Raw genomic sequence first — 26,587 nt, forward strand, 5'->3', positions numbered from 1 at the left:
TTCAACACCTCAACTTACTATTTCAAGCAAGCCTTACCGTTGAACGGTCATTCATGTTATTTCATGATCACCGCGTTCCCGCGGCAACCCAATCAACTATACCAGCGTTTTGTTTGTCATGCAAATCCGTTTTCCGTGATTCACACCACAAAGTTTCTTTCCTAAACTCTTCCACCATCACCAACAAAGCAACCCGGATTTCCTTCAAGCAAGAAACCAAAACACTATACAATTGAAAGTCATTCAACCGCTTCCGACTAGGAGAAACACCGAAGAAGTTCTTCGTTTTTTCCTCCTCGCCGCGGCGACTCATACAACTATACAGACGCCTAAACACCCATGCAACCTAAAAAAGGGTGAAGTAGACCACAAACACGGGGGTTTAGGTCCATCCTGACCCAAACATGACACTAGAACCCCTAGTCAGGAAAGGATAAGCTCCTCAAAAGTTCTTCGAAAAAAGTTTAAAAACCTTCAAAAGAACCCAAAAAACCTGCAGAAGCTCCCTAAAGAGCCCATATAGAAGGGCGACAGAGCCCCTCAGCCTCAAGAAGAGGAGCCCCCCCCATCTCTGGAATCTCTGGATTACCTATATTTCTCTACCGCTACGATTCCCCGTTTCCCCGTTCTGCAGCCTCCCTATATATGAATATATGAACCCATATATATGGGGAGAGCGCAGAAAAGACAGAAAAGGAGGGCACCCCCTCACGGGGACGCCCTCCTCACTCAAGCTACAAGCCTGCAGCTCGCTAGCTTCAAAACTCTAGTTCACGGTAGCGCGACGACGAGAGACGTCGTACAGAGTAATGCCCACAGCCATCGCCGCGTTCAAAGACTCCATCGCAGAATCAATCGGAATCGACACAATCTGATCGCAGTTCTCAGTCACCAGGCGGGACAGGCCCTTACCCTCAGAACCAACCACCACGCACAGCGGCTCATTCGCAAGCTCCAGAGCCGGCAACTCAATATCACCACCGCCATCCAGACCAATCACGAAAATACCCTGCTCCTTAGCCTGCTGAATCACGCGAGTCAGATTAGTCGCCATCGCAACAGGAACACGAGCAGCTGCACCAGCACTAGTCTTCCACGCACCAGCAGTCACAGCAGCCGAACGACGCTCAGGAATAATCACGCCATCACCGCTAAAAGCGGACACGCTACGAATAATCGCGCCCAGGTTACGCGGATCAGTAATACCGTCCAAAGCAACAAACAGCGGCGGAGTCGACAGCTTACCCGAGTGCCAACGCTCCATAGTATCCAGCACCAGGTCAGTCGCATCCGGGTACTTATACGGCGGAATCTGCATCGCAACACCCTGATGCACAGAACCATCAGTCAAACGATCCAGCTCGCTACGCGGAATCTCCAGCATCGGAATATTGCGCTTATTCGCAATAGTCATGATCTCACGAACGCGGTCATCAACCTCAACACGGCTCATGATGTACAAGTGCTTTGAGGGAATCTCAGTACGCAGAGCCTCAAGCACCGCATTACGACCAGTCACCAGCTCATCGCTAGCACGCTTACCACCCAGACGAGTCTGGAACTTACGGTTCGTACCGGTAGCAGCGCGACGCTCAGCAGCACGCTTCATCTTATACGCCTTGTGATAAACGCGGTCCTCAGCCTTCGGAGTAGGCCCCTTACCCTCAAGCGCCTTACGACCGTGACCGCCAGTGCCCTTAGTAGCACCCTTCTTCTTGCTGGTAGCGCCCGGGCGCGAACCTGCCTTAGCCATTCTTCTCTTCCTTCGTCAAAGTAATGAATACGAGTCTACGCGAGAGAAACCCGCGGGACCTAAGCCTTACGCACAAACGCGTGGCACATCACCCTCTAGCCAACGCTCCAGCTCGAACCATTCGCGCCATCCTTCACCTGCACACCAGCAGACGCCAACAGATCACGCATCGCATCAGCCTTCGCCCAATCCTTCTGAGCACGAGCATCAGCACGCTCCGCCAACACCGCCTGAATCAGTGCATCCAGCGCCTCATGCTCAGCACCCGAAGTGCCCTCAGCGTTAAAACTCATCAGCTGAGCCAAACCCAGCACCTCCGCCATAGCCATCACAGCGTTAGCTGCCTCCGAAGCATCCTCACCAGCAGCAAGCGCAGCATTACCCGCACGAGTCTGCTCATGCAGAACCGCCAAGGCACGCGGAATGTTCACGTCATCATCCATAGCCTCAGCAAAAGCCTCCGGAACCTCACGGCCCGGCTTCAGCACATCCTGAGTTGCAGCAAGGAACGCCTCAACACGCTCAATAGCAGTTGCCGCCTCCTGCAGAGACGATGGACGGTAGTCAAGAATCGAACGATAATGCGCACTACCGAGATAGTAACGAACCACCAGCGGACGAGCCATCTGCAGCATCTGCGCCGGCGAAATCGTATTACCAATCGACTTCGACATCTTCTCACCCTCATAGGTGACCATGCCGTTATGCATCCAGAAGTTCGCGAAATCATCACCGGCAGCGGTCGACTGCGCCAGCTCATTCTCATGGTGCGGGAAACGCAAATCCAAACCGCCGCCGTGAATATCGAAACGCGAACCCAAATACTTACCAGACATAGCCGAGCACTCCAGGTGCCAGCCCGGACGGCCGCGACCCCACGGAGACTCCCACGAAGCAGTCAGAGGCTCGCCCTCTTTATAACCCTTCCACAGGGCAAAATCGCGGGGGTCACGCTTACCGCGCGGATCAGCATCTACCGAATCCTGCATATCATCAATGCTCTGATTAGTCAGCGCACCATACTTATTCCAGGAACGCACATCAAAATACACATCACCAGAATCATCCAGCGCAGGATACGCGTGGCCACGATCAATCAGACGCTGAATCAGAGCAAACATCTCCGGAATATGACCGGTCGCGCGCGGCTCATAAGTCGGCGGATCAATACCCAGCGCCGCATACGCCTGAGCAAAAACCTTCTCAAAACGATAGGCGAGCGCCCACCACTGCTCATTCGGGAACTCACCCTCAAAACCGGGCTCCATAGAATCAGCAGACTTCGCCAAGATCTTGTCATCAATATCAGTGACATTGCGGACCGTCGTCACCTTCAGACCGCGGTAACACATCCAACGGCTCAACTGGTCAAAAACCAACGCCGAACGGATATGGCCCAGATGTGGTTCACCCTGTACCGTAGCACCACAATAATAGATACGCGCCTCACCGGGCACGACGGGCTCAAACTCGCGAATAGTCGCGGAAGCTGAATCATAAAAACGCATAGTCACACTTTCATTCTACGGGGTCGGTTCAGACACCGGGACGGTAAGTTACGGAATAGGTCAAGCCAACCAGACACCTAAGGACGCTCGAACACCAGCGCCGTCGCAATAGCAGCCACACCCTCGCCGCGGCCAGTCAAACCCAAACCGTCAGTAGTCGTTGCAATCACCGTCACCGAAGCACCCACCGCCTCGCTCAGCACGCGGTTCGCCTCATCACGGCGCAGAGAGAACTTCGGGCGGTTACCCACCAGCTGAACGCTCACATTACCAATCTCAAAACCAGCAGCACGCACAATCGCCGCAGCCTCAGAAAGAATACGAACACCCGAAGCACCCTTCATATCCGGGCGGTCCACACCGAAATTAGAGCCCAAATCCCCTGTGCCGGAGGCGGCAAAAAGAGCATCCGCGGCAGCATGGGCCACCACATCACCATCAGAATGGCCGCTCAAACCACGCTCACCGGGCCAATGCAGACCAGCAATGTACAGAGGAGTGCCCTCCTCACCAAAAGCGTGGACATCAACACCGGTACCAACACGAGGAATAACAGTCATCATAGGACCCTTCAATCGATCAAAAATCTTCTCAGTAGCAACGCCTCAGCACAAGAGACGTTAGGAGGCAGGCTTAGGCAGTAGAATCACCAAACAGCGCGCGAGCAATCCGCAAATCCATCGGAGTCGTCACCTTAAACGCATTCGCATCACCGGCAACCGTCAACACCGGCTCGCCCGCCGCTTCCATCGCCATTGCATCATCAGTGAGCAGCTCAGCCTCCTCAGCAGGCAGGGAACGGCTACGCTCATGCACCGCCAACAGGGCAGCCACCTCAAAACCCTGAGGAGTCTGCACCGCACGCATCTGCGCACGTGAAGGAGTACCCGTCACCAAACCAGTAGAATCCACGGTCTTCACCGTATCCACTATCGGCAACGCAGGAATCACCGCACGTACAACACCCTGGGGACTCTCAGATCCCAGCCCATCAAGCACACGGTGATACACCTGCGGTGGAGTAAAAGCACGAGCACAATCATGAATCAGCACATAATCCACCGGAACCTGCGCATCCTTCAAAGCATCCAACGCCGCAACCACCGAAGCAGTACGCGTATCACCACCGGCGGTAATCAACGCACCAGCACGGCGAGCATCCTCCAAAAGCTCCGGGCAACTCACCGAACAATCAGCAGGAACAGTCACCACCACATGCTCAGCAACACCCGAAGCGAGCGCACCCTCCAACGCATAATCCAGCAAAGTACGACCATGCACACGCACAGCGGCCTTCGGAATCGGCTCACCCAGGCGAGTACCCGAACCAGCCGCCAAAACAATCACAGCAGTATTCGCCGCAGAAGCAGAAGTCATCATTCTCAAGCCCGTCTACACCTCGAACTTATAGCCCAATCCGCGAACCGTCACCACATACTGCGGGGCAGAAGAATCCGGCTCAATCTTCGAACGCAGACGTTTAATATGCACATCCAGAGTCTTCGTATCACCCACATAGTCAGCCCCCCACACGTGCTCAATCAGCTGGCCACGAGTCATCACACGACCCACATTGCGCAGCAGAATCTCCAGGAGCTCAAACTCCTTCAGCGGCATAGAAATCTCTTCACCATTAACCGTCACCACATGGCGATCAATGTCCATACGCACCGGGCCGCCCTGCAACACCGGCTCAGTAGTAGAATCAGTCTCCGCCGAACGACGACGCAACACCGCGCGGATACGAGCAATCAACTCACGCGCAGAATACGGCTTGGTCACATAATCATCAGCGCCCAGTTCCAAACCCAGAACCTTATCCAGCTCAGAATCCTTAGCGGTCAGCATAATAATCGGGACCGAAGACACCTCACGTAGCTTGCGGCACACCTCCATACCGGACATGCCCGGGAGCATCACATCCAGCAGCACCAAATCTGCACCCTCGCGGTCAAACACCGGCAGAGCGTCCAGACCGCTGTCAACAACAATCGTCTGGAAACCCTCACGACCCAGTAAAAACGCAAGGGGATCCGAGAGGGCCTCTTCGTCCTCAACAATCAGAATTTTAGACATCAATAACTTCCTTCGATTCCATAAAACCTATAGCGCTAACACTACACTTCGACCGGAGGCTCATTCAGCGGCAACGCCAACGTAAACGTCGAGCCCTCCTGCGGCATCGACCGAACCGTCACGCTACCACCGTGCTGAGTCATCACATGCTTCACAATGCTCAAGCCCAAACCAGTACCGCCCGTCTGACGCGAACGAGCCGGATCAACCCGATAAAAACGCTCAAAAATACGTTTCTGCTCATCCTCCGGAATACCCACACCCTGATCAGTAACCTCAACCAGTAGCTGATCAGCTACACGGTGGACCCAAATATCAACCTTCGTATGCTCCGGGGAATAACGCACCGCATTCTCCACCACGTTCTGCACAGCAATACCCAGTAGCTCGGCGTCACCATACACCTCGGGGAGCTCCTCGATGCGGGTAGAAATCTGAATATCCTTCTCCTCCGCCACAATATTCGAACGATCCACCGCATCAGCCACCAAAGAAAGCACCGACACCGGACCACCACGCGCAATCACATCAGTCGACTGCAGACGCGAAAGCTCAATAATGTCACGCACCAGCGCAGACAGGCGAAGAGTCTCCTTATGCAAACGACCCACAAAATACTCAATCGCCTCCGGGTCATCGCTCGCTTGCTCAATAGCCTCAGCCAACAGACTCACCGCGCCCACCGGAGTCTTCAACTCATGCGACACATTCGCCACAAAATCATTACGCATACGCTGAACACGAGAAATTTCAGTGCGGTCATCTGCGAGCACCAGAATGTACTCGTCCCCCAGCGAAGCAACACGCACGTCCAAGACCAGCGCCTCACCCTCACCGCGGTCAATCTCAAAAGTACGCTCAACAAAAATACCGCGATGACGCACCGTGCGAATCATCTCCGCCAGCTCATCAGAGGCTACCGTATGACCACGCACCAGACCCATCGCATACGCACCCGGAGAAGCCTGGATCACGCCGCCCACCTCATCAATCACCAGGTAAGCACGACCAATCACAGCAAGCACCTGAGCGGCACCATCACGCAGCGCCGGCACCGACACCAAGCTACGCTCCTGCTCCCGCTCGCTACGCGCCACCGCATTCATGCTCAGGACGCCCACCAGCAGACCTATCATGCCCGAAATAAAGGCGATCAGACCGGCATCCATGTACTTCCCTTCCATTCGGGTACCCCATAAGTATAAATGTGGCCGATACCCAGCACTTGAGCGGACGCCCCCCCTTCTCAGGCGGACTCCCCGTGCAGAAACCTTACAGAGAGCGCAATGAGCCGCCCACCTCAACGGTGGACGGCTCATCACAATGACAGGGGTGCAATCCTGCCGGAGATATTACTTACCCTGGTTTGCTACGGCAGCAATAGCGTCCTTAGCAGCCTCCGGGTCCAGGTACTCGCCAGCCTTGACGGGCTTGAAGTTCTCATCCAGCTCGTAGTACAGCGGAATACCGGTGGGGATGTTCAGGCCCGCGATGTCCTCATCGGAAATACTCTCTAGGTGCTTGACCAACGAACGCAGAGAGTTACCGTGTGCAGCAACCAGAACGGTCTTACCTGCTACGAGGTCGGGCTTGATGTGCGACTCCCAGTAGGGAAGCATACGGCCCAGAACGTCCTTCAGGCACTCGGTGCGGGGAGCGTTCTCAACATCCGCGTAGCGGGGGTCGTGCGCCTGCGAGTAGGGGTCGTTATCATCCAGCGGGGGCGGCGGAACGTCGTAGGAACGACGCCAGGTCATGAACTTCTCGTCGCCGTATTCCTCGCGAATCTCGGACTTGTTCTTACCCTGCAGAGCACCGTAGTGACGCTCGTTCAGGCGCCAGGAGCGCTTGACGGGAATCCACAGACGGTCTGCCGCATCCAGGGCAAGGTTTGCGGTGTTGATTGCACGACGCTGCAGGGAGGTGTGAACAACATCGGGGAGGATGTTGCGCTCTGCCAGCAACTCGCCGCCGCGCTTAGCCTCAGCACGGCCCTTATCGGTCAGGTTAACGTCCACCCAGCCGGTGAACAGGTTCTTCTCGTTCCACTCGGACTGGCCGTGGCGCAGGAGTACTAGTTTGTAAGTCATACCTCTATTTTTTCATTTACCCGCTGGTTTGTCATGCCTCAAGGCTTAGAAAGTATGCATTCTCCCAAAAATTTATAAGGGTCTTCCTTACCAGAACAGAAGACTCAAGAACCCCACTAGAAAAGGACAAAGCCCCGCACACCACCCGATCAGGACAAACCCGTCAGACAGCGCACGAGGCTTCACCGTCTATCGCTCAAAGCGAGCGCACAAGCTAATGCTAGAAACGGCGGCGACCAACCGAAGGCCACACACCAGCAAGAAACACGCAGCTAATCACAGCCGCAACCAACTGAAGAATCAGCACAGTATTACCGCCGCCAGTCACCGCAGCAAAAACGCTAAACAGCGAAACCGCAGCAGAACCACCGGTCAAAGCCAACCACGTGTTCTTCGGGCGCTTACCGGCAAAATCGTACGCGTTTGCCGGAGACGCCCACGCACGCATAAAAGCCAGCAGACCAACCGCAGCACCAGCGATAGCCAGCAGCGTATCAACAAAAGTGGTCACATACCAGACCAGCAGAATAGGAGACATAGTATTCCTTAGAATCAGCAGCTTCTCTAGACAACCCTAGCAAAGCGCTTAGCGGACGACCTTAAAGGCCTCAACCAAGTCATTGTAAAGGTCATCCACGTTCTCAATACCCACCGACAGGCGCAGCAGAGACTCCGGAATCGAATCCGGCTCGTTACCGTGGCGACGACGACGCTCTACCAGAGACTCCACACCGCCCAGGGAAGTTGCCGGAGTCCACAGCTTCAGCGCCTCCACAACGTTACGGGCACCAGCAGCGTCCGTATCAAGAGTAACGCACAGAATCGCGCCGAAACCGTCCATCTGCTTCTTCGCAATCTCATGACCTCGGTCGCTCTCCAGACCCGGGTAACGCACCTCAGCCACGAAGGGGTGCTGGCTCAGACGCTCTGCAAGAACCTGCGCGTTCTCTACAGCACGTTCCACGCGCAGTGCCAAGGTACGCAGACCGCGCAGGCCAAGCCACGCCTCCACCGGACCGGGGATTGCGCCATTGGTGATACGGTGGTGACGCATCGCCTTATACAGCTCCTTATTCGAGGTCAGAGCCATACCCAGCAGAACATCGGAGTGGCCCGCAAGAAACTTCGTCGCGGAGTGAACCACTACGTCTGCGCCAAAATCCAGGGGACGTTGCAGAATCGGGGTTGCGAAGGTGTTATCCACCGCGGTCACAATGCCCAAGCGGCGAGCGGCAGAAAGTAGGGCAGGCAGATCAGCCACCTCAAGCATCGGGTTCGTGGGGCTCTCCAGCCACGCCAGGACCTTCGGCTCCGAGTAGTTCACGTTCTCCGGGGTCACACCGGTGCGGGATGCGGCATCCTCCATCGTAGCGATAACGCTCTCGGTGTCTTCAATGTCCACGCGGACGAGCTCAATGATGCCGCGGCGTTCCAAATCCTTACATATGGTTACAGACGCCATGTATGCGTGCTTCGGAATCAGCACAATGGAACCAACCGGCACCAGGTCGATGACAGCAGCGACAGCAGCCATACCGGAGGGGAACAGCAGACCAGGCTGGGTAGCGTTCTCCAGCTTCGCCACAACCTCTTCCATACCCTCCCAGGTGGGGTTCGAGAAGCGGGCGTACACGCGGTCCTGCTCAATATTGACAGCATCCACACCGCGGTAGGTGGAAGAAAGAACGATCGGAGGGTTCACCGGCGCATCATGCTCGTGTGCCGGGCGGCCGCCAGAGACGACAAAGGTCTCTGCGGAGTAATTCATGTCGTGGTTATCTGCACTCATGTCCTTAAGCCTGGCACACCCGCGCCCAGAACGCACACCTGCGCAGGTGACGGCACACAGGATTTACATGTTTTTTACCTTTATGCGCGCTCAATCCCACGCGGATGTATCACCAAAACCGCACCGGTGCCGCTAAGAGACCCGGTACCCTTAAGGGTGATGGATACTCTCAGCTACACCCCCGATGCACAGAATCTTCCCGCTGACCCGACCGGTCGCCGCGGGCTTTTTATCGTGGTCGAAGGAGGCGACGGCGCCGGCAAAACCACCCAACTCACCCTGCTGAATGAAGCGCTCAGTGCCCGCGGATACCGTGTCATCACCACCCGCGAACCCGGTGGCACCGAGATTGGCGAGAAGCTTCGCGCCCTCGTCCTGGAAGCAGGTCAGGGCACCATTGACGACCGCGCCGAGGCGCTGATTTTTGCAGCGTCCCGCGCGGATCACGCCTCCCAGCTGATTCGCCCCGCACTCGCTGAGGGCGCCATCGTGCTCAGTGACCGTTATATTGATTCCTCCGCTGCGTACCAGGGGGTCGGCCGTGATTTGGGTATTGAAACCATCGTCGATTTGAGCCGCTGGGCCACCGCCGACTTGGTTCCCGACGCGACCCTATTGCTGAGTGTGCCGCTGAGCGCCGAGCAGGAGCGCATGGACCAGCGCGGCACCGTCGACCGTATTGAGGCTGAAGGCGCGGCGTTCAAGGCACGCATTCACGGTGCATTCGAGCAGATCGCACGCGAGGACACTAACGGTTCGCACCGCATCATTGATGGTGTGGGCACGATTGAGCAAGTACACGCGCGCGTGCTTAAGGTGATTGAGCCTCTGCTTGCCACCCGCGAACTGGTCTGCACCGGTCAGGAGGACTCATGAGTCTCTGGGATACCCTGCTGATTCCTTCAGATAAGCTCCAGCAGCTACGCACGGATGCCGCTGCCGACCGCCCCACGCACTCTTGGCTTTTCACAGGTGCAACCGGTGCGCCCCACCGTGAGGCAGCAAAAATTTTCGCTGCCGCACTGCTGTGTGAACAGCCCGACCCCCAGAACCGCGGATGCGGTCAGTGCAAGGGCTGCGTAACCGTCATGAACGGTTCGCACACAGCTTTTACGCACTTTAGTACCGAGGCGACGCACATCAGCATTGATGAGGCACGCGAGCTGGTCATGAAGGCTCAGGACCGCCCGGCCGTGGGTCGCTGGCGCGTGATTCTGGTCGAAGACACCGAGCGCATGCCGGAGCGTACCTCCAATGTATTGTTGAAGGCGATTGAGGAGCCACCACCGCATACGATTTGGTTGTTGACGGCACCCTCCCCCACCGATGTGCTGGTAACGATTCGTTCGCGTTGCCGCCCAGTGCAGTTGCCGGTTCCTACCGATGCACAGGTGCACGAGTATCTGCTTACACACGGTGTAGCTGATCCTTTGGCGCAGCGTGCGGCGCGTCTGGCTCTGGGCGATGCGCAGGAGGGGTACCGTTTGGCGACCGATGAGCAGGCTATGGCTCATCAGGAGTTGATTACCTCCCTGATTCTGAATGTTCGTTCTATTTCTTCAGCTTTCAACGCAGCAGAGAAGCTCACCGACCTTGCTGACCAGGACGCACAGGCTGTCTCCGCTCTCAAGGATGAGAAGGAACGCCAGGAGCTTCTGGCGCTGCTGGGTATTCGCGAGGGTGAGCGTGTTTCTCCGTCTTTGCGAGCGCAGGTTCGCCGTCTGGAGGAGGAGCAGAAGCGCCGCGCTAAGCGTGTTTCATCTGATACGCTGTTGCGTTCCGTGGCGCAGGTTCAGACGGTTCTGCGTGATGCATTGACGGTGGCTCTGTCGGCTCAGGCTCCGCTGGTCAATGAGCATTTGCGTGAACCTCTGGAGGCGTTCTGCACCCGCCGTTCCGCCCAGCAGCTGCTGGAGGATGTGCAGGCGGTCGAGCTGACTCTGCGTCGCCTGCGGACGAACGCGAATGCGCGTCTGGCGCTTGAGGCGTTGATGAGCCGTTTCGTGTATTAGTAGCTTCTTGGTAGCTTATACAGCACACAGGGGAGGTACCGAAGAGATGATCTTCGGTGTCTCCCCTTTTCTATTGGTTCTCAGCGCCCCTAGAGCTTCGTTACGGAACCGAGCTTAGTTGCGGAAACCGTGAACCGGCGACGGAATACGACCGCAGCGGGCGATGAACGCCTCCGCGCTGGGGGTGTGGGTGGGCATGACGGGTGCGCGACCGAGCAGGCCACCGAATTCAATCATGTCGCCTACGCCCAGGCCGACCGCCGGGATGACGCGGACCGCGGTGGTCTTGTGGTTCATCACGCCGATTGCTGCCTCGTCGGCAATCATTGCGGCGAGGGTAGCAGCGGGAGTATCTCCGGGGACCGCGACCATGTCCAGACCGACGGAGCATATGGCAGTCATTGCTTCAAGCTTGTCCAGAGTGATATATCCAGTGGCTGCGGATTCAATCATGCCGATATCCTCAGAAATCGGGATGAAGGAGCCGGAGAGACCACCAACATTTGAGCACGCCATGAGGCCGCCCTTCTTCACCGCGTCGTTGAGCAGCGCAAGTGCCGCAACAGTGCCGTGGGTACCGACGGTTTCCAGACCCATCTCTTCGAGGATGTGCGCGACCGAGTCGCCAATCTCTGCGGTGGGTGCCAGGGAGAGGTCAATAATGTTGAAGGGTACGCCCAGACGCTCGGAAGCGAGGGTACCAACCAGCTGACCGACGCGGGTAATCTTGAAAGCTGCCTTCTTGATTTCTTCGGCGCAGGTGTCGAAGGATTCGCCCCGGACCCTCTGCAGGGCGCGGTGTACCACGCCGGGACCGGAGACACCCACGGAGATGGTGGTGTCTGCCTCCTGCACACCGTGGAATGCACCCGCCATGAAGGGGTTGTCGCTGACGGCATTCGCGAAGACGACGAGCTTGGCGCAGCCGAAGCCGTGTGCATCCTCGGTCAGGTCTGCGGTGGCTCGGATGGTTTCGCCCATGAGCTTGACTGCGCTCATGTTAATGCCAGCGCGGGAGGATCCGATGTCTACGGAGGAGCAGACCACGTCGGTTTCTGCGAGCGCTCGCGGGATGGAGCGAATCAGCTTCTCGTCAGCGAGGGTCATGCCTTTGTCGACGAGGGCACTGAAGCCACCGACGAAGTTCACTCCGACTGCTTTGGCTGCTGCGTCAAGGGTGCGGGCGAATTCTACGTAGTCCTCGTCACTGGAGGCGCCTGCCACCAGTGCGATGGGGGTGACGGCGATACGCTTGTTGACAATCGGGATGCCGAGCTCAGCTTCGATACCTTCGCAGACGCTGACGAGGTTTGCAGCGCAGCTGGTGATTTTGTCGTAGATTTTGCGGCGGGCTACCTCACCGTCAGAGTCGGCGCAGTCGAGCAGGGAGATACCCATAGTGACGGTGCGAATGTCGAGCTTCTGCTCCTCGATCATTCGGAGGGTTTCTAAAATGTTGGTGTTGCGCATAAGTGGAGCCCTAGATGGTGTGCATTGCCTTGAAGATGGATTCTGCCTGTATGCGAATCTGCACCTTCTGTTCGTGCTCGACACCGATCATGGCTTCCTGCAGGTCGATGAGGTTCTGCTGCGCTTCGTCGAAGGAGCAGTGCATAATCATAGTGAAGTATTCACCCATGATGGTCTGGGAGACGTCGAGGACGTTGACCTTACGCTCGGCGAGGGTTGCGGTCACGGCAGCGATAATGCCTTCGTGGTCGATGCCTGTGACGGTGAGGATAATCTTCACGGTGTTCTCCTAGCGGTTTAGGGCTGCGTACCTGCGGAAGAGGTGTATAAAGGCACAGGTATACGTATATTTTATAGGTTACTCAGAACACATTCTGTAGGGTCAACGCTAAAAGTCCTTCCCGCGGAACAGCGAGGGAATAAAAAATCCACGTCCCCTCACCTTATTCAAAGGTAAGAAAGAACGTGGATTCTTTATAAGCGTCATTAGCGGAGCAATCTCTTTTGAATGCTCCATTTATCTGTCTGGACTTGAGTGTCTAGAGACATCTCCCAGACATAACGTCTAGAGGTAAGACCTAGACGTAAGAAGCGATGTACAGCTCACCACTACCGCTCAGGGTTGCCACCGAGGGCTCACCCACGTGCAGCACCGACTCGGTAGCACCCAGTACGAATTCCTCAGTGCCGTTGCCGTCTGCTGCGTGAATGGTGATTTCGCCAGATACGCTCAGTGCGGCGCTAATACCCTCGAAGGTGTATTCCTGCCATTTGCCCTCTTCAACGCGGATGCGGGTCACGCTCATGCGCTCATCCCACATGGCGTAGGTGCCAACGGGTGCATTCTCGGGGGTGGGGCGCTGGATAACGGGTGCGTCCTGGCTTTCGCCGAGAACCTTAATGAGCTCCTCAGTGTCGATATGCTTTGCGGTCAGACCCGCACGCATCACGTTATCGGAGGGGTTCATCAGCTCAATAGCGGTACCGGAAACATAAGCGTGCACCTGACCATCGGGGGTAAAAGCGGATTCACCCGGTGCCAGGCGAACCAGGTTCATGACGAATGCTACGAGCAGACCGCGGTCGCCGGGGTACTTGCCGGCAACGATCTGCACGAGCTCAGCGGCGTCAGCAATAGCAACGTTTTCGGAGTCGGCCAGCTGTGCTGCCGCCTCGACAAGCTGCTCAACAGCCGCGGTGGCGGTCTCTTCGGGCATGCGAATAATCTCGGTTAGCAGTTGCTTGGGGGTAAGCTCCACGCGCTCTGCCAGCCAGCCAGCCTTGAACGCCTCGGCAAGCTCTGCCACCTGCGCTGAGGTACGCACGCCGGTGAGCACACGCATCGGTGTCAGCGCGATGACGGTTTCAGGCTTGGAGTAGCGATCCTTGTAGTTACGGTGCGGAGCGTCAATGGCGATACCACGTGCCTGCTCATCCTCGAAGCCGGCAATAGCCTGCTCAGGGGTGGGGTGCACCTGAATCGACAGGGGTGCATCAATCGCAAGGATCTTAAGAGGAAAGGGAACCAGTCGGAGGTACGATCCGGGCGCAGGAATCGAGAGGGCTCAGCCTGAATCAGCTCGTTGAGCGGGGACTCGGTGCCGTCAACGGTTGCGCGGGAGGGAGCAGCCGGATGCGCACCAACCCACACCTCAGCCTCGGGCTGCTCGGTGGGCACGGGTACCCCGCGCATGCGTCCGAGAATTTCGCGGGAACCCCACGCATAATTCTGAATCTGGTTTTTTAGGGAAAAAATCTCACCCATGGGGGAAAATACCTCTCGACGTGAGTTGTTTGAAGCAAACGACGTGATAAAAAACCCATACATTCAGCGGAATTTATAAGGTTTTACCAGCCCATTATAGAGGCTAGTTGTATTTCTTTACCGCTAGAATAAAAGGCGTGACTACTATTAATCTACATGACTCATTCAAAGCGTACGACGTGCGTGGCATTGTCGGTGAAACCATTACCGCAGAGACTGTTCGCGCTACTGGCGCGGCTTTCGTAGACGTTCTGGGCCTGGAGGGCCAGACTATCCTGGTCGGCGGCGACATGCGCCCCTCCTCCCCTGAATTCATGGATGCATTCGCCCAGGGTGCAACCGCTCGCGGTGCAAATGTTGAGAAGATTGGTCTGATCTCCACTGACGTTCTGTACTTCGCATGTGGCGTTGAGAACGCTGCCGGTGTTACCTTCACCGCTAGCCACAACCCCGCAGAGTACAACGGCATGAAGATGGCTAAGGCTGGCGCTGTTCCGCTGTCTTCCGAGTCCGGCCTGTTCGACATTCGTGACCTGGCTCAGAAGTACCTGGATTCGGGCGAGATTCCTCCGGCTGAGAAGGTCGGCACCGTTTCTGAGAAGGATGTTCTCAAGCCTTACGCAGATTACCTGCGCAAACTGGTGGACCTGTCCTCCATCCGCCCCTTGAAGGTTGTTGTTGACGCCGGTAACGGCATGGGTGGTATGACCACTCCCGCTGTTCTGGGTAACACCATCCTGCCGGGCCTGCCTCTGGAAATCGTTCCGCTGTACTTCGAGCTGGACGGCACCTTCCCGAACCATCCGGCTAACCCGCTGGAGCCGGCTAACCTGGTTGACCTGCAGAAGGCTGTTGTTGAGCACGGTGCTGACATTGGTCTGGCATTTGACGGTGACGCTGACCGTTGCTTCGTTATCGATGAGAAGGGTGAGCCCGTCACTCCTTCGGCTGTGACTGCTCTGGTTGCTGAGCGCGAGATTGCTCGTGCGAAGGCAGAGGGCAACGAAGAGCCCGTCATCATCTACAACCTGATTACCTCGAAGGCTGTTCCTGAGCTGGTTGAGAAGCTGGGCGGCCGCTCCGTGAAGACCCGCGTGGGACACTCCTTCATCAAGGCTGTTATGGCCAAGGAGAACGGCGTTTTCGGTGGCGAGCACTCCGCTCATTACTACTTCAAGGACTTCTTCAACGCAGACACCGGCATGCTCGCTGCAATGCACGTGCTGGCTGCTCTGGGTGGCAATGACATGCCCCTCTCTGAGATTAGCGCGAAGTACTCCCCGTACGTTGCCTCTGGTGAGATTAACTCCGAGCTGGAAGACAAGGCTGCCGCTGTGGACCGCGTGCGTGCACACTACGCTAACGCTCCTGTGGTTATTGAGGACTCCGACGGCACCACCTTCACTAACACTGAAGAAGGCTGGTGGGTCAACCTGCGTCCTTCAAACACTGAGCCTTTCCTGCGCCTGAACCTTGAGGCACCGGATGCTGCGACCATGGAGCGCGTCCGCGACGAGGTTCTGGCTTTGGTTCGCCAGGGCTAAGCACTAGCTAGCTACTAAAAATCCCGCCCCGCAGATTATTTCTGCGGGGCGGGATTTTTGTTTTGAATTCTCAATCCGGCCATGTTCTTCTGTCTCAGAGAAAGAACCTAGTCGGCCATAAGAAAGCTAACCGGTAATCCGGTGTGCTCAGTTTTTAATCCTCGCGTGCCTGATCGTGGAGCATCCACTGGTCGGGGCCGAAGATTTCGTAGTTGATGTTCTTGCCGGGGACACCTGCCTCTACCAGCGCGGAGCGTACGCCCTGCATGAAGGGCAGCGGGCCACAGAGGTAAACGTTAGCGTTGGCGGGAACATCTAGCTTGGAGACGTCAACACGGCCGGTGAAGTCGCCGTCTTCACCCTCAATAAAGGATACGAGGCGTGCATTGGGCAGCTTACCGACGAGCTCGGTAAGCTCTTCACGCAGGGGCCAGGTATCCAGGCGGCGGTCTGCGTGCACTACGGTCACGGGACGCTCAGAGCCCTTCTCAGCCAGCTCGGAGAGGAAGCTGAGCATGGGGGTGGTGCCAATGCCTGCGGAGAAGAGGTACAGGGGTGCCTGGGGGTCGCCAAAGCCTTCTAGGGTCAGGTCACCGTAAGGGTTGGAAATCTCGACAACAGCGCCAACTTCGAGCTCGTGCAGGACAGAGGTCATCTCACCGTTGGGGTCGAGCTTCACACCAATGCGGCGCTGGTTCTTTTCGCTGGGCAGCAGGGTGTACTGGCGTGCCTGGCGCAGGCCATCGCGTGCGGGAACGATGATGGAGATGTACTGCCCGCCCTTGGACTCGGTCATGGGGGTCTTGTCGGCAGGTTCGAAGGTCAGCACGACAACGTTCTCCCCAGTCTCCTTGCGGTCAACGAGCTTGAAGGGTGCGAACATCACATCGTTTGCCTGAGAAGCATACAGGCCCTTCTCCAGCTTGATGAGGGCGTTGCCCATAAGCCAGTAGACCTCGGTCCATGCCTCAACAATTTCGGGGGTAGCCAGGTCGCCCAGGTTAGCGGCGATTGCCTCGAAGAGATACTTGTAGACGGTGGGGTATTCTTCTTCCTTCAGGCCCAGGGATGCGTGCTTGTGTGCTACGCGGGAGAGGACCTCGTCGGGGTAGGAGTCCGGGTTCTGGACGATATAGGAAGCGAACACAGCGATGGAGCCAGCCAGTGCCTTGGGTTGGGTTCCTTCGAGCTGAGAGGAGCGGGAGAACATGCCGTCCATCAGGTCGGGGCGAGCGGCGAACATTCGACGGTAGAAGTCGGGGGTGATGTCGTTGATGCGCTCAGCAATGATGGGTAGCGTTGCCTCAATAATGGGGCGGGACTTCTCGGAGAGCATGTCTTGCCTTCTTCCTGTACGGTCACCGCGGTCGTTGTGGTGACACCCTTGATATATGTGATGCGGGGGCGTTCACTCGGACAGCTCAGTTGGTGACGGAGTGTTTATAAAGCACCCTTACCGTAGCATTTTGCAGGGTGTTTGCGCTGAGTGCAGGTCACTCTCTAAGGGGTGTTGATGGGTTTAGGTGAGGCTTATGGTTCAGCCTGACTCAAAGAGAGAGCCCTGCATCACACTATATATTTTCAGCACTATCTTTGAGTTCGCCGCGTGACTAGCCCCGGAGTGTGCATAAAAATTCTGGCATCAAAATATATTTACTGCGGAAAGTATGCAATGCGGTGCAAAAATGAACATGGTCACATTTTCCGCATCTGAAAAGTAGATTTGCAATATTTTGTATTTCCTGCACAAATTTAGGATTCATGCAGACTCCAACAGCCCCCTCAAATAGAGGCAGTATACCCCCGATTTCCTTCGAAAACTCTATAGAAAGTCATCACAGAAAATCTCCAGCAACCCCGGTAGTGGTCACAGAATTCCCCTTTAAAACCCTGTGGAGCCTCCCGCCGGGAAGCTCCACAGGTATCACGTATCCCTTTTAGCATGCAGACTTACCACACAGACAGCGCTTCCTCCGGAGGTGCAAAGCCCAGCTCCACAAACACCGGACCCGCGGGGCGCGCACCGGCAGGCAACTCGCTAATCACAATCGAATCCACCGAAGCGTAGAACGCCTCACGCGCCTTCGCCAGCACATTGCGCAGTCGGCAGAACTTATCGAGGGGGCAGTGGCCGTTCTCATCCTCGCACTCAATCATGGGGATATCTCCCTCAGTAGCCCGAAGAACCATGCCGACGGTCACAGAACGACCCGCATCCGAAAGCATGACACCACCAGAACGACCACGAGTCGAATCCAGGTAACCCATGTTCACAAGGAAAGCCACAGCCTTCGCCACATGGTTATAGGGGGTGTCCACTCCCTCAGCAATCTTCTGAGTAGAGAGCTTCTGGCCGGGCTCCAGGGCAGACAGGAGCATCAGAACACGGAGCGAGACATCCGAAAATGCTGTCAAACGCATGGATACTCCTTCTATCCTCTCGTGTTAGCACCATCTTAACAGAGGCAATAACGGGTGCTCCGAACCGTCACAGGCTCAGAGCGCTCAAAATCTTACATTGGAATTGTATTCCGTGCAGTGAGAGTGCAAGAAATTAAGGTGAGCAATTACCAAACCTTCAGTGCTCCCCAAAAATTTTTTGAGTATTTCTCAAGAGCAAGTGGACTGCATAGCCTTGCACTCACACTGTTGAGAGAAAACTTATCATTTCACATCTGATAGGGATTCAAAAATTTCCCCTAAATACAAGGAAGGAGCGAAACCTCACAGCGAGATTCCGCCCCTTCCAAACGCCTAACCATGCGGTTCAGCAGAGAACTTTAGTCTTCCAGGGCCTTAGCCAAAGCATCGCGCTGCTCACGAACCTCAGCAGGCAACTTGTCACCGAACTTAGCCAGCCACTCGTCGATGCCAGGCAGCTCAGCAGTCCACTCTTCCTTCGAGACAGCCAGAGCAGCCTTCAGCTCATCCTCGGAGATTTCCAGACCAGTCAGGTCAAGGTCTTCCTTGGTGGGAACGGTGCCCAGGAAGGTCTCCTGGCCGCCAGCCTTACCGTCCAGGCGGTCGCAAATCCACTTCACAACGCGAGAGTTCTCGCCGAAGCCCGGCCATGCGAAGCTGCCATCGGGGGTACGGCGGAACCAGTTGACGTAGTAAACCTTCGGCATATTCTCAGCGCCGTGCTTCTTACCCAAGTCAATCCAGTGCTTGAAGTAGTCACCAGCGTTGTAACCGATGAAGGGCAGCATAGCCATCGGGTCGCGGCGAATCACACCGACAGCACCCTTAGCAGCCGCGGTGGTCTCGGAGGAGAGAGTAATAGCGCGGAAGACGCCCTGCTCCCAGCTCTCAGACTCGGACACCAGCGGGATGGTGGTCTTACGGCGACCACCCAGAACAATAGCGCTCAGCGGCACGCCCTCGGGGTCGTAGTACTCGGGAGCGAGCATGTCGACCTGGGATGCGGGGGTGCAGAAGCGAGAGTTCGGGTGAGCTGCCGGGCGGCCAGACTCGAGGGTCCAGTCCTGACCGGTCCAGTCAATTAGGTGCTCGGGAGTCTCGTCGGTCTTGCCCTCCCACCAGACGGAGCCGTCGTCGGTCAGTGCAACGTTGGTGAAGATGGTGTTGCCCTTTGCGATAGCCTTCATAGCGTTCGGGTTGGTGGAGTAACCGGTGCCCGGTGCCACGCCGAACAGGCCAGCCTCGGGGTTGACCACGCGTGCCTGGTGGTTCTCGTCGAACTCGATCCATGCGATGTCGTCGCCGACCATCTCAGCCTTCCAGCCGTCAATGGTGGGTTCCATCATTGCGAAGTTGGTCTTGCCACACGCGGAGGGGAACGCTGCGGAGATGTAGCGAACCTTACCCTCGGGGTTGGTGACCTTCAGGATGAGCATGTGCTCTGCCATCCAGCCCTCATCGCGACCGATAACGGATGCGATACGCAGTGCGTAGCACTTCTTACCGAGTAGTGCGTTACCGCCGTAGCCGGAGCCGAAGGACCATATTTCGCGGGTCTCGGGGAACTGGACAATGTACTTCTCGGGGTTGCAAGGCCAGGGGACATCTTCCTGACCGGGCTTCAGGGGTGCACCAACAGAATGCAGAGCCTTGACGAAGAAACCGTTGGTCTCGTTCAGCTTGGCAAGAACGTCCTTACCGATGGTTGCCATGATGCGCATGGAGCAGACAACGTATGCGGAGTCGCTGAGCTCAACAGCAATCTTGGGGTTCTTAGCCTTCAGGGAGCCCATGACGAAGGGAATGACGTACAGGGTACGACCGCGCATGGAGCCCTCGAACAGACCGGTCAGGGTCTGCTTCATTTCGACGGGGTCGCGCCAGTTATTGGTCGGGCCTGCGCCTTCTTCAGTCTCGGAGCAGATGAAGGTGCGCTCCTCGACACGTGCAACGTCGTCAGGATCGGAGAAAGCTGCATAAGAGTTCGGGAATTCGTGATCACTGAGGCGAACGAAGGTACCGGCGTCAACCAGTTCCTGTGCCAGGCGGTCATATTCTTCCTGAGTGCCATCCACCCAGTAGATGTGTGCGGGCTGGGTCAGTGCCGCAACCTCGCGAACCCAATCCAGGAGGCCCTGGTGGGTGGTGGGTGCGCTCTGCAGCTCCTTTTCGAGTTCAGCAGAGAGAGTACGAGTTGAGGTGTCAGCCATTGACGTTTTCCCCTTCAATCGGTGGCCCGGATACTACATTGATCCGGTTAGGTCTGCGGTAACAAAGAAGCAGTTAAACACTACAAGCGTGCAAACAAAGGTGAATATGCACGCTTGGACAGTCTCCACTTCCTCGTGATGCTTACAGAATAACGCATTAATGGCCTGCAGAGCTTTCTATGACGCCATTTCTTAAGTTCTGCGCATCACATTCTTAGAGTACGGGAGATTTTCTGTAAAGAATTTTTAGGTCGTATGGTGGGACCCTTCGGGGATTTCAGGGGCCCACAGCATCGATTTTAGGGCGCTGAGAAAATATTTTGAAAAAATTTTACGCCACCAAAAACCCTGGAATCATGCGGCAAAACAGGTTGTTATCAAATTTTTCGGAGAGAATTTTGGGTCAATTTCGAGCTTTTCGGCTTGCATACCCTTGGGGACATCCGTATAGTAATACCTGTTGCCGCGACGGGTTGAACAAATCCGAAACGAGGAACATGCGCCTGTAGCTCAACGGATAGAGCATCTGACTACGGATCAGAAGGTTGGGGGTTCGAATCCCTTCGGGCGCACCACCGATCCCCGGTTCTTCGGAACCGGGGATTTTTTATATACCCAGAAGGCACACCCGGGAAGATGTCTTTGGGAAACAAGCACACAGAAAACGCTCTGACACAAGCCCCGGGCAGAGCTCAAGCCACCGCATAGTACAACATGTTGCAGTACGACACGTTGCAGGGTCTAGCTAGGCGTAGCAAGGATGCTTCACCAGCTGACGCTGCCCCATCCGTGCCAAAAGCCGCACCTAAAAGTACCCCAACCTGTGAATTCACAGATTTACGCGCCCAGATGACGTGCTCCGGGGCACACCCGCCAAAAAACGCCTAGGATGGAAAGAGGACCCTCCACGCATAGGTTGGAGAGTAGACAACGCAAAGGAGTACTATGGCACAGCTATCCATTCCGCAGTCCCTGATAGGTACGCTCATTGATATTGCTGACTTGGGCACCCTCGATTACTTCCCACCCACCGAACGATGCGCCCACTGGTCCCTCTATGACGCGCATCGCCAAGAACTCCTCTGCCCTTGCGCACCCGCCGCCAACACCACCGCAGAAAAGCTCTTTGAGGCCGCGGCGAAGATTCTCTACGAGAATTTCCCCCGATATATCGACTCACCTGAGGAAATCATTCCTTATACTTCCCGTCAGGAACTCATTGCCGCCCTCCGACGCGGCGATGAGAAAACCAGCGACAGCAAGCCTCTTAAAGAAGAACAGAACGACCTGCAGGCAACCGAAACTACCGCAGACTCCACTGCTGAGGCTCCCGTTGCAGAGGCCAACGAGGGTGCAGTCAGTGAGGATGCCGTGGTAAGCGCAGCCGCCACTCCCAAGCCTGCAGCGCCGAAGCCCGCAGCCCCTACGTCTGCAGCCCCCAAGCCTGCAGTGCCTACTCCCGGTGCTCCCTCCCCCGGCATGTTCCGCAAGTCCACGCTAACCTACCGTCCGCCGCGCATCGAAGAGTACCTGGAGGGTCTGCATGCCCGTCAACAGACTGCCGAAGCTGCAGAAGCTACTCATACGGAAGCATCTAGCGAGCAGGCACCTGTTGAAGAGTTGCCCGTACTCAGCCAGCCCCTACCGAGTGCGCCCGCCGCCCCGGAGATGAGTGTCCCGAAGCCGAGCAAGCCGAAGCCCGCAGCCCCGATCCCCACGGCTACGGCAGCCATCAGCGCGCCCGCCACTCAGCCGGTAACCACTGAACCGACCGCGCCTCGCGGCATCAGCGAAGAGGACCGCGAACGCAGCTACCGCCTGCGCCCGAGCCTGCGTGCCCGCCTCGAACGCGAAAACATCAGCGAAGAGATCGTGCGCACCATCCTGCGTAAAGGCGCGGTAGAACAACTCAACGACTGGACGATTCGCTTCACTCACGATGATTACCGGGTGGACGTTAACACCGCCTCCGCAGAAATCATTACCGTCATTGACGAATACGACGCCGAATACAACGAAGCGGCACAAGTATCCCTGGCGCACGGCAAATACAACTCGCTCAACGCCCTGGAACTCGAATTCAGCGAGCGCGCCCGTACCTTCTTGAAGAAGAACCCGCCTTTCGTCTTCGACCTGATGCTTCATGCCCTGAGCAACCCTGAGAGCGTGCGTATGGCTGAAGGCTGGACCCGCATCTACGCGGCACAGGGTCTGGAAATTGCGATTTCGCCCGATGAGCGGACCGTTATGGCTCTTGCGAAGAGCCCGGACTTCCATCACCTGCACGCCGAAACCCTGCGCAAGGCGCAGCTCGAAGAGCTCAGTAATGCCCTGGCTCAGCAGGCGGAAGACTCAGAAAATGCCACTGACCAGGCAGAAGATGGCGTAACTCAGACAGAAAACACCACCGAGGAGGAAAATAATGTCCGTTAAGCAGATCACCGTTCCTCTTGAGGTGTACGTTCGTCTGCAGGAACTTGCCTCCCTCGCCGCCTATAGCTACCGCGATGAGCAGGGTTCCGAAGATAGCACTGCAAACAATAAGCCGTGGGATTTGCTCTCCAAGGACGGCGCATCCCTGCTCGATGAGAACGGTGCGCTCAAGCCCGAAGCAGCAGAGCTCTACTTCACCCTCCTACCGCTCATTGCCCAGGAATTCATGGAGCAGCAGCAGGCACTCGTGGACGCGTACCGTCAGGCACCCAAACCCGCCGCCGCACGCGCCAAGATTCGCCCCTCCAACCAACGCCTCATTCCGCTGACCGAGGTACCGCTGGAGAACCAGCGTATTGCCGCGCGCATTGAGAAGGAATTCTACGGTGACGTGCCGCCGCACCGCCGCATCTACGGTGTGCTCCCCGGTGTAATGGATTACATGATGCGCCACGGGCTCACCTACGAGCTGCTTCTGGATATCATCGAATCCCCCACAAGCACGGTGGTTCAAGAAAGCGCACAAGAGAACCGCTACGGCCGCGAAGTTACCCTCTACACGCATGAAGAGGAAGGCTACCAGGTGGTGCTCAACCCCCTGACCGCCGAAGTGCTCGCGCTACGCCCGCTGCAGGCTCTCGCTGGAGGCTATCAGCTCTCCCCCGAGGCTCAGGCTCAGCTCAAGTCGCTCGGACTGACCGGCGAGTACATTGCCCGCATCCTGGATGAGGCCGAGGACCGCCGCCCGATTCCCGGTAGTAGCCGCACCGTGTACTCGCTCAACGGCTACCAGATAGAGTTCTCGCACTCCGACCAGCAGGTAGTTCGTATTAGTCGCGGCACCGCGCCCAACCGTAACCCCTTCGAGTCGCAGCCGAGGATGAGCGGTACCAAGAGGCAGCGCGGCCGTAAGATCCCGCACGATGTGGATGCATTCGTGCACTTGCTGCAGGAGCACGGCTTCACCATCACTATGGGCGGTAAGCACTACGATATTCGCCACGAGAAGCTGGCTCCGGGTCAGAAGGCGGTCACCTCCGTAACCCCCTCGGATTCGCAGCGCTGGCACCTGAACTCGGCTCGCCAGATCCGCAATACCTTCGGTATCGACCTGCGCTACGCTGATCCGCGCGATAGTGTATGCGGTATTGTGCGCGGCCCCGGAGGAAGCGTCCAGAACGCCGATCACCACAGCGCAGACACGCAGGACACCGAGAAGACCTCGGAGAAGGAATCCGAGTAGGTCTTCGTCACCATTAAAGCGCGCCTACGTGCCGGTTCTCTATACTGCCCCCAGCATGTCTTTCCATCTGGGGGCAGTATTCATATATGCCTATATCCTGCGCTGTCAGGGCTTTAAGCGGTAGACTGGGAACAATACAGACATGCTATTCAGCATAAAAATTATTCTGCGTTCCCGTGATATGCGTGACGGTAGGGTTGGGGATACACCACAAAGTACGGTGAATAACAGTCCCTACCTCTACAATAGAAACGCATCACTACAGAAGAAGGAGAACGCATGGGCGTAACGATTAAGGTCACTGACGAAGCAGGCGTAAACTACGATATTCAGTGGGAAGACCACCACACCCTCCTGGAAGCCCTCCAGGCTAACGGCGTACCGGTCCTCGCAACCTGCGGTGGTAACGCATCCTGCGCTACCTGCCACGGCTTCATCGACCCCGAGCACTTCGAAGCTTCCGGTGAACGCACCGAAGCTGAGCAGGATCTGCTCGACATGGTCGATGATGTTGCAAACGAGTACTCTCGCCTGTGCTGCCAGGTCGAGTATGCCCCCGGTATGGACGGAGCAGAAATCCAAATGCAGGCGGCGATGTAACTATGTTCAAATCGGCTCAGGTGCTCGCATCAACCACCTTCCTCTGCTGCGCGCTCGCGCTCAGTGGATGCGGCGCGTCCCAGGCCGGTCAGGAAGCTGAAGGCACCTCAGCAAATCCGAGCGCATCAGCTTCGGTCAAGCCCGGCACGATTCGAGTAGCCTCTGACGGGGCTACCGCTTCGGTGACACCGGGCTCCATTACCGTGGTGAATTCCCCCGAGGCGGAGAACCACGAATCTTCCTCTGAACACTCCGAGTCTTCTTCCCACACCGAGACTCACAAGTCTGAGCAGAACTCTGACTCTCATTCTTCTGAGTCCTCCCGCGAGGGTTCCGATCAGAATAAGTCAGACAACTCTGCAGATTCTCAGAAGAGCTCAAACTCGTCTTCACAGTCGGGTTCCAACTCTTCAGGTAGTTCCTCGAACTCCTCGGGTTCTTCGAGCTCGTCGAATTCTTCCAATTCCTCGCGCTCCTCGAAGAAATCCTCTAGCTCCTCCAGCAATACTGTTGCTGAGGGCCCGACCCAGTGCGATCTGGATGATTTGAACATTTCAGTATTCATTGGAAATGGCTCTCCCGGCGCCCGAAACTATACCCTGTACTTCCAGAACTCTTCGGATTCTTCCTGCACCCTGCGCGGCTACCCGCGTGTGGTACATGCGGGTCCTTCAGGCACCTGGATTGGTCGTGAGGCATCCACCTCCGACGAGTATATGAACCCTGCAGGCGTAACCCTCAACCCCGGCGATAGCACCACCGCGGTACTGCGTTCGGTGTACCCGGCACGCTTCGGTGATGATTGCGGTAGCCGCCCGGTTCAGGGTTTTCTGGTGGGTCTTCCCTCGGGTTCCGGTGGCGTGATTGTTCCGCTGGATACTACCGCTTGTTCCTCATCTGTTCCGCAGCTGTCGGTGGGTCAGTTTGGTGCCCGCTAACGCGCCCGTTGCAGGTGTGAATACTCTGGCACCTCTTGTGGACCTATAGTTCAAGGGCGGTTCCCCATGATGGGAGAACCGCCCTTGAACTATCTATAAGTCTAAATCTAGGGTTTAGCTTTAGCTATACCGTAGGCGCTCGCTTAGAGAGAGCGAGTAATCTCATCGTAGCTGAAGCGTGCACCGCGCGGGTATGCGGGACCCTCACCGTGACCGAGGTTGACGATCAGGAACGGGATCTCGGCATTGTCCGCGAAGAATTCTTTCCTGATGCCGACGAAGTCTGCGCCGGTCATGGGGCCAGCATCCAGACCGAGGGCACGGATTGCGGTGATGAAGTAGCCTGCCTGCAGGTGAGCGCTCAGCTCAGCGGCGGGGGTGGCAAGCTCCTCAGTGGTGTAGTAGCTCTTGATGAAGCCGGCAGCATTGGGGTTGAAGGTGTCAGCGTGCTCTACCCAGTTTGCGTCTGCGGAGAGAATCGCAGTCACCGGTGCCGCCTGAGTCTTTGCCTTATTGCCGTCTGCCAGGTGTGCGACGAGGCGCTCGCGTGCCTCGGAGCTCTTGACCCAGGTGATGCGCAGGGGCTGGTTGTTGAAGGCGGTGGGGCCGTAGAAGGTCAGTTCCTGGATGCGGCGCAGCTGCTCGTCGGTGACGGGCTCCTCGGTGAAGGAGGAGGCGGTGCGCGGCTCGTGGAAGAGGTTGATGAGCTGTTCTTCGTTCAGGCGGGTCATGGTG

The 26,587-nt window shown here is 56.8% G+C and carries 22 protein-coding genes, 1 tRNA gene and 1 pseudogene; 8 read left to right on the top strand and 16 right to left on the bottom strand.

The annotated features are described in order from the left end of the window. Positions 1-766: 766 nt before the first annotated feature. From rlmB to QFX07_RS07570, 9 genes are all read right to left on the bottom strand, one after another. On the bottom strand, positions 767-1,753 hold the full coding sequence (gene rlmB / locus QFX07_RS07530) for a 23S rRNA (guanosine(2251)-2'-O)-methyltransferase RlmB (RefSeq protein ID WP_279742181.1): 987 nt from the start codon (positions 1,751-1,753) through the stop codon (positions 767-769). 95 nt (positions 1,754-1,848) lie between these two features. Further along, complete coding sequence (gene cysS, locus QFX07_RS07535; RefSeq protein ID WP_279755186.1) at positions 1,849-3,267, bottom strand: cysteine--tRNA ligase; 1,419 nt, start codon at positions 3,265-3,267, stop codon at positions 1,849-1,851. Between the two features lie 71 nt (positions 3,268-3,338). After that, positions 3,339-3,821 carry a 2-C-methyl-D-erythritol 2,4-cyclodiphosphate synthase gene (ispF, locus tag QFX07_RS07540; protein ID WP_279742183.1) on the bottom strand — a complete coding sequence of 161 codons (483 nt, stop codon included), beginning with the start codon at positions 3,819-3,821 and terminating at the stop codon, positions 3,339-3,341. A 73-nt stretch (positions 3,822-3,894) separates the two neighbouring features. Next, the gene (gene ispD / locus QFX07_RS07545; protein ID WP_414628314.1) at positions 3,895-4,641 is read right to left on the bottom strand and encodes a 2-C-methyl-D-erythritol 4-phosphate cytidylyltransferase; all 747 of its coding nucleotides are present in this window, start codon (positions 4,639-4,641) and stop codon (positions 3,895-3,897) included. Between the two features lie 12 nt (positions 4,642-4,653). Then, the gene (locus tag QFX07_RS07550; RefSeq protein WP_279755185.1) at positions 4,654-5,337 is read right to left on the bottom strand and encodes a response regulator transcription factor; all 684 of its coding nucleotides are present in this window, start codon (positions 5,335-5,337) and stop codon (positions 4,654-4,656) included. 41 nt (positions 5,338-5,378) lie between these two features. Beyond that, positions 5,379-6,521: a sensor histidine kinase gene (locus QFX07_RS07555; protein ID WP_279755184.1), complete on the bottom strand. Its 1,143-nt coding sequence runs from the start codon at positions 6,519-6,521 to the stop codon at positions 5,379-5,381. A gap of 168 nt (positions 6,522-6,689) precedes the next feature. Then, on the bottom strand, positions 6,690-7,427 hold the full coding sequence (locus QFX07_RS07560; RefSeq protein ID WP_279755183.1) for a phosphoglyceromutase: 738 nt from the start codon (positions 7,425-7,427) through the stop codon (positions 6,690-6,692). Between the two features lie 220 nt (positions 7,428-7,647). After that, positions 7,648-7,965 (bottom strand): DUF2516 family protein, encoded by a 318-nt coding sequence (locus QFX07_RS07565; protein ID WP_279742187.1) that lies wholly within the window; start codon positions 7,963-7,965, stop codon positions 7,648-7,650. Positions 7,966-8,013: 48 nt separating this feature from the next. After that, positions 8,014-9,216 carry a trans-sulfuration enzyme family protein gene (locus QFX07_RS07570; protein ID WP_279755182.1) on the bottom strand — a complete coding sequence of 401 codons (1,203 nt, stop codon included), beginning with the start codon at positions 9,214-9,216 and terminating at the stop codon, positions 8,014-8,016. Positions 9,217-9,375: 159 nt separating this feature from the next. Between QFX07_RS07570 and tmk the strand changes: the two genes are divergently transcribed. Together tmk and QFX07_RS07580 are read left to right on the top strand one after the other, a co-directional pair. Beyond that, positions 9,376-10,092 (top strand): dTMP kinase, encoded by a 717-nt coding sequence (tmk, locus tag QFX07_RS07575; RefSeq protein WP_279755181.1) that lies wholly within the window; start codon positions 9,376-9,378, stop codon positions 10,090-10,092. Further along, entirely contained in the window at positions 10,089-11,228 is a 1,140-nt protein-coding gene (locus QFX07_RS07580; RefSeq protein WP_279755180.1) for a DNA polymerase III subunit delta', read from the top strand. Before tmk ends, QFX07_RS07580 begins: the two co-directional genes overlap by 4 nt. 114 nt (positions 11,229-11,342) lie before the next feature. On the opposite strand, the gene QFX07_RS07585 is transcribed toward QFX07_RS07580, so the two are convergent. The 3 genes and pseudogenes from QFX07_RS07585 to manA form a co-directional block, all read right to left on the bottom strand. Next, a complete protein-coding gene (locus QFX07_RS07585) occupies positions 11,343-12,698 on the bottom strand; it encodes a PFL family protein (RefSeq protein ID WP_279755179.1) in 1,356 nt (451 codons plus the stop codon). Positions 12,699-12,708: 10 nt separating this feature from the next. Beyond that, positions 12,709-12,978 carry an ACT domain-containing protein gene (locus QFX07_RS07590; protein WP_254756605.1) on the bottom strand — a complete coding sequence of 90 codons (270 nt, stop codon included), beginning with the start codon at positions 12,976-12,978 and terminating at the stop codon, positions 12,709-12,711. A gap of 298 nt (positions 12,979-13,276) precedes the next feature. Continuing rightward, positions 13,277-14,526: pseudogene (gene manA, locus QFX07_RS07595) on the bottom strand (mannose-6-phosphate isomerase, class I). Between the two features lie 74 nt (positions 14,527-14,600). Here manA and QFX07_RS07600 point away from each other — a divergent pair. After that, positions 14,601-16,007 carry a phosphomannomutase/phosphoglucomutase gene (locus QFX07_RS07600; RefSeq protein ID WP_279742193.1) on the top strand — a complete coding sequence of 469 codons (1,407 nt, stop codon included), beginning with the start codon at positions 14,601-14,603 and terminating at the stop codon, positions 16,005-16,007. Positions 16,008-16,161: 154 nt separating this feature from the next. Here QFX07_RS07600 and QFX07_RS07605 read toward each other — a convergent pair whose 3' ends face one another. The 3 genes from QFX07_RS07605 to QFX07_RS07615 all read right to left on the bottom strand — a co-directional run bounded on the left by QFX07_RS07605 (position 16,162) and on the right by QFX07_RS07615 (position 20,638). Further along, positions 16,162-17,343, bottom strand: coding sequence for an FAD-binding oxidoreductase (locus QFX07_RS07605; RefSeq protein ID WP_279755177.1), 1,182 nt, complete (start codon positions 17,341-17,343; stop codon positions 16,162-16,164). 614 nt (positions 17,344-17,957) lie between these two features. Then, positions 17,958-18,428, bottom strand: a complete 471-nt coding sequence (locus QFX07_RS07610; protein ID WP_279742195.1) for an RrF2 family transcriptional regulator — start codon at positions 18,426-18,428, stop codon at positions 17,958-17,960. 359 nt (positions 18,429-18,787) lie between these two features. Continuing rightward, positions 18,788-20,638 carry a phosphoenolpyruvate carboxykinase (GTP) gene (locus tag QFX07_RS07615; RefSeq protein ID WP_279755176.1) on the bottom strand — a complete coding sequence of 617 codons (1,851 nt, stop codon included), beginning with the start codon at positions 20,636-20,638 and terminating at the stop codon, positions 18,788-18,790. Between the two features lie 499 nt (positions 20,639-21,137). On the opposite strand from QFX07_RS07615, the gene QFX07_RS07620 reads away from it, so the two are divergent. From QFX07_RS07620 to QFX07_RS07640, 5 genes are all read left to right on the top strand, one after another. Beyond that, positions 21,138-21,213, top strand: a tRNA-Arg gene (locus tag QFX07_RS07620). Between the two features lie 370 nt (positions 21,214-21,583). After that, positions 21,584-23,071 (top strand): DNA repair protein, encoded by a 1,488-nt coding sequence (locus QFX07_RS07625; RefSeq protein ID WP_279755175.1) that lies wholly within the window; start codon positions 21,584-21,586, stop codon positions 23,069-23,071. Beyond that, entirely contained in the window at positions 23,061-24,314 is a 1,254-nt protein-coding gene (locus QFX07_RS07630; protein ID WP_279755174.1) for a cell wall biosynthesis glycosyltransferase, read from the top strand. The genes QFX07_RS07625 and QFX07_RS07630 overlap by 11 nt, the downstream gene beginning before the upstream one ends. Before the next feature lie 279 nt (positions 24,315-24,593). Beyond that, positions 24,594-24,914, top strand: coding sequence for a 2Fe-2S iron-sulfur cluster-binding protein (locus QFX07_RS07635; protein WP_005507166.1), 321 nt, complete (start codon positions 24,594-24,596; stop codon positions 24,912-24,914). 2 nt (positions 24,915-24,916) lie between these two features. Next, entirely contained in the window at positions 24,917-25,852 is a 936-nt protein-coding gene (locus tag QFX07_RS07640) for a DUF4232 domain-containing protein (RefSeq protein ID WP_279755173.1), read from the top strand. Between the two features lie 143 nt (positions 25,853-25,995). On the opposite strand, the gene QFX07_RS07645 is transcribed toward QFX07_RS07640, so the two are convergent. Then, positions 25,996-26,583, bottom strand: coding sequence for a malonic semialdehyde reductase (locus QFX07_RS07645; protein ID WP_279755172.1), 588 nt, complete (start codon positions 26,581-26,583; stop codon positions 25,996-25,998). Positions 26,584-26,587 lie beyond the last annotated feature (4 nt).

Origin of the sequence: Rothia similimucilaginosa (genome assembly GCF_029850985.2) — a bacterium.
In the GTDB taxonomy this organism is placed as follows: domain Bacteria; phylum Actinomycetota; class Actinomycetes; order Actinomycetales; family Micrococcaceae; genus Rothia.

Excerpts from the sequence above, each read along its gene's own strand:
- QFX07_RS07585 (WP_279755179.1), bottom strand. The coding sequence starts at position 12,698 with ATGCGCAACACCAACATTTTAGAAACCCTCCGAATGATCGAGGAGCAG.
- QFX07_RS07605 (WP_279755177.1), bottom strand. The coding sequence starts at position 17,343 with ATGCTCTCCGAGAAGTCCCGCCCCATTATTGAGGCAACGCTACCCATC.
- tmk (WP_279755181.1), top strand. The coding sequence starts at position 9,376 with ATGGATACTCTCAGCTACACCCCCGATGCACAGAATCTTCCCGCTGAC.
- QFX07_RS07570 (WP_279755182.1), bottom strand. The coding sequence starts at position 9,216 with ATGAGTGCAGATAACCACGACATGAATTACTCCGCAGAGACCTTTGTC.
- QFX07_RS07630 (WP_279755174.1), top strand. The coding sequence starts at position 23,061 with ATGTCCGTTAAGCAGATCACCGTTCCTCTTGAGGTGTACGTTCGTCTG.
- QFX07_RS07550 (WP_279755185.1), bottom strand. The coding sequence starts at position 5,337 with ATGTCTAAAATTCTGATTGTTGAGGACGAAGAGGCCCTCTCGGATCCC.
- QFX07_RS07635 (WP_005507166.1), top strand. The coding sequence starts at position 24,594 with ATGGGCGTAACGATTAAGGTCACTGACGAAGCAGGCGTAAACTACGAT.
- QFX07_RS07645 (WP_279755172.1), bottom strand. The coding sequence starts at position 26,583 with ATGACCCGCCTGAACGAAGAACAGCTCATCAACCTCTTCCACGAGCCG.
- QFX07_RS07565 (WP_279742187.1), bottom strand. The coding sequence starts at position 7,965 with ATGTCTCCTATTCTGCTGGTCTGGTATGTGACCACTTTTGTTGATACG.
- QFX07_RS07555 (WP_279755184.1), bottom strand. The coding sequence starts at position 6,521 with ATGGAAGGGAAGTACATGGATGCCGGTCTGATCGCCTTTATTTCGGGC.
- QFX07_RS07625 (WP_279755175.1), top strand. The coding sequence starts at position 21,584 with ATGGCACAGCTATCCATTCCGCAGTCCCTGATAGGTACGCTCATTGAT.
- QFX07_RS07615 (WP_279755176.1), bottom strand. The coding sequence starts at position 20,638 with ATGGCTGACACCTCAACTCGTACTCTCTCTGCTGAACTCGAAAAGGAG.
- QFX07_RS07640 (WP_279755173.1), top strand. The coding sequence starts at position 24,917 with ATGTTCAAATCGGCTCAGGTGCTCGCATCAACCACCTTCCTCTGCTGC.
- ispD (WP_414628314.1), bottom strand. The coding sequence starts at position 4,641 with ATGATGACTTCTGCTTCTGCGGCGAATACTGCTGTGATTGTTTTGGCG.
- ispF (WP_279742183.1), bottom strand. The coding sequence starts at position 3,821 with ATGACTGTTATTCCTCGTGTTGGTACCGGTGTTGATGTCCACGCTTTT.
- rlmB (WP_279742181.1), bottom strand. The coding sequence starts at position 1,753 with ATGGCTAAGGCAGGTTCGCGCCCGGGCGCTACCAGCAAGAAGAAGGGT.
- QFX07_RS07560 (WP_279755183.1), bottom strand. The coding sequence starts at position 7,427 with ATGACTTACAAACTAGTACTCCTGCGCCACGGCCAGTCCGAGTGGAAC.
- QFX07_RS07610 (WP_279742195.1), bottom strand. The coding sequence starts at position 18,428 with ATGCGTTTGACAGCATTTTCGGATGTCTCGCTCCGTGTTCTGATGCTC.
- QFX07_RS07580 (WP_279755180.1), top strand. The coding sequence starts at position 10,089 with ATGAGTCTCTGGGATACCCTGCTGATTCCTTCAGATAAGCTCCAGCAG.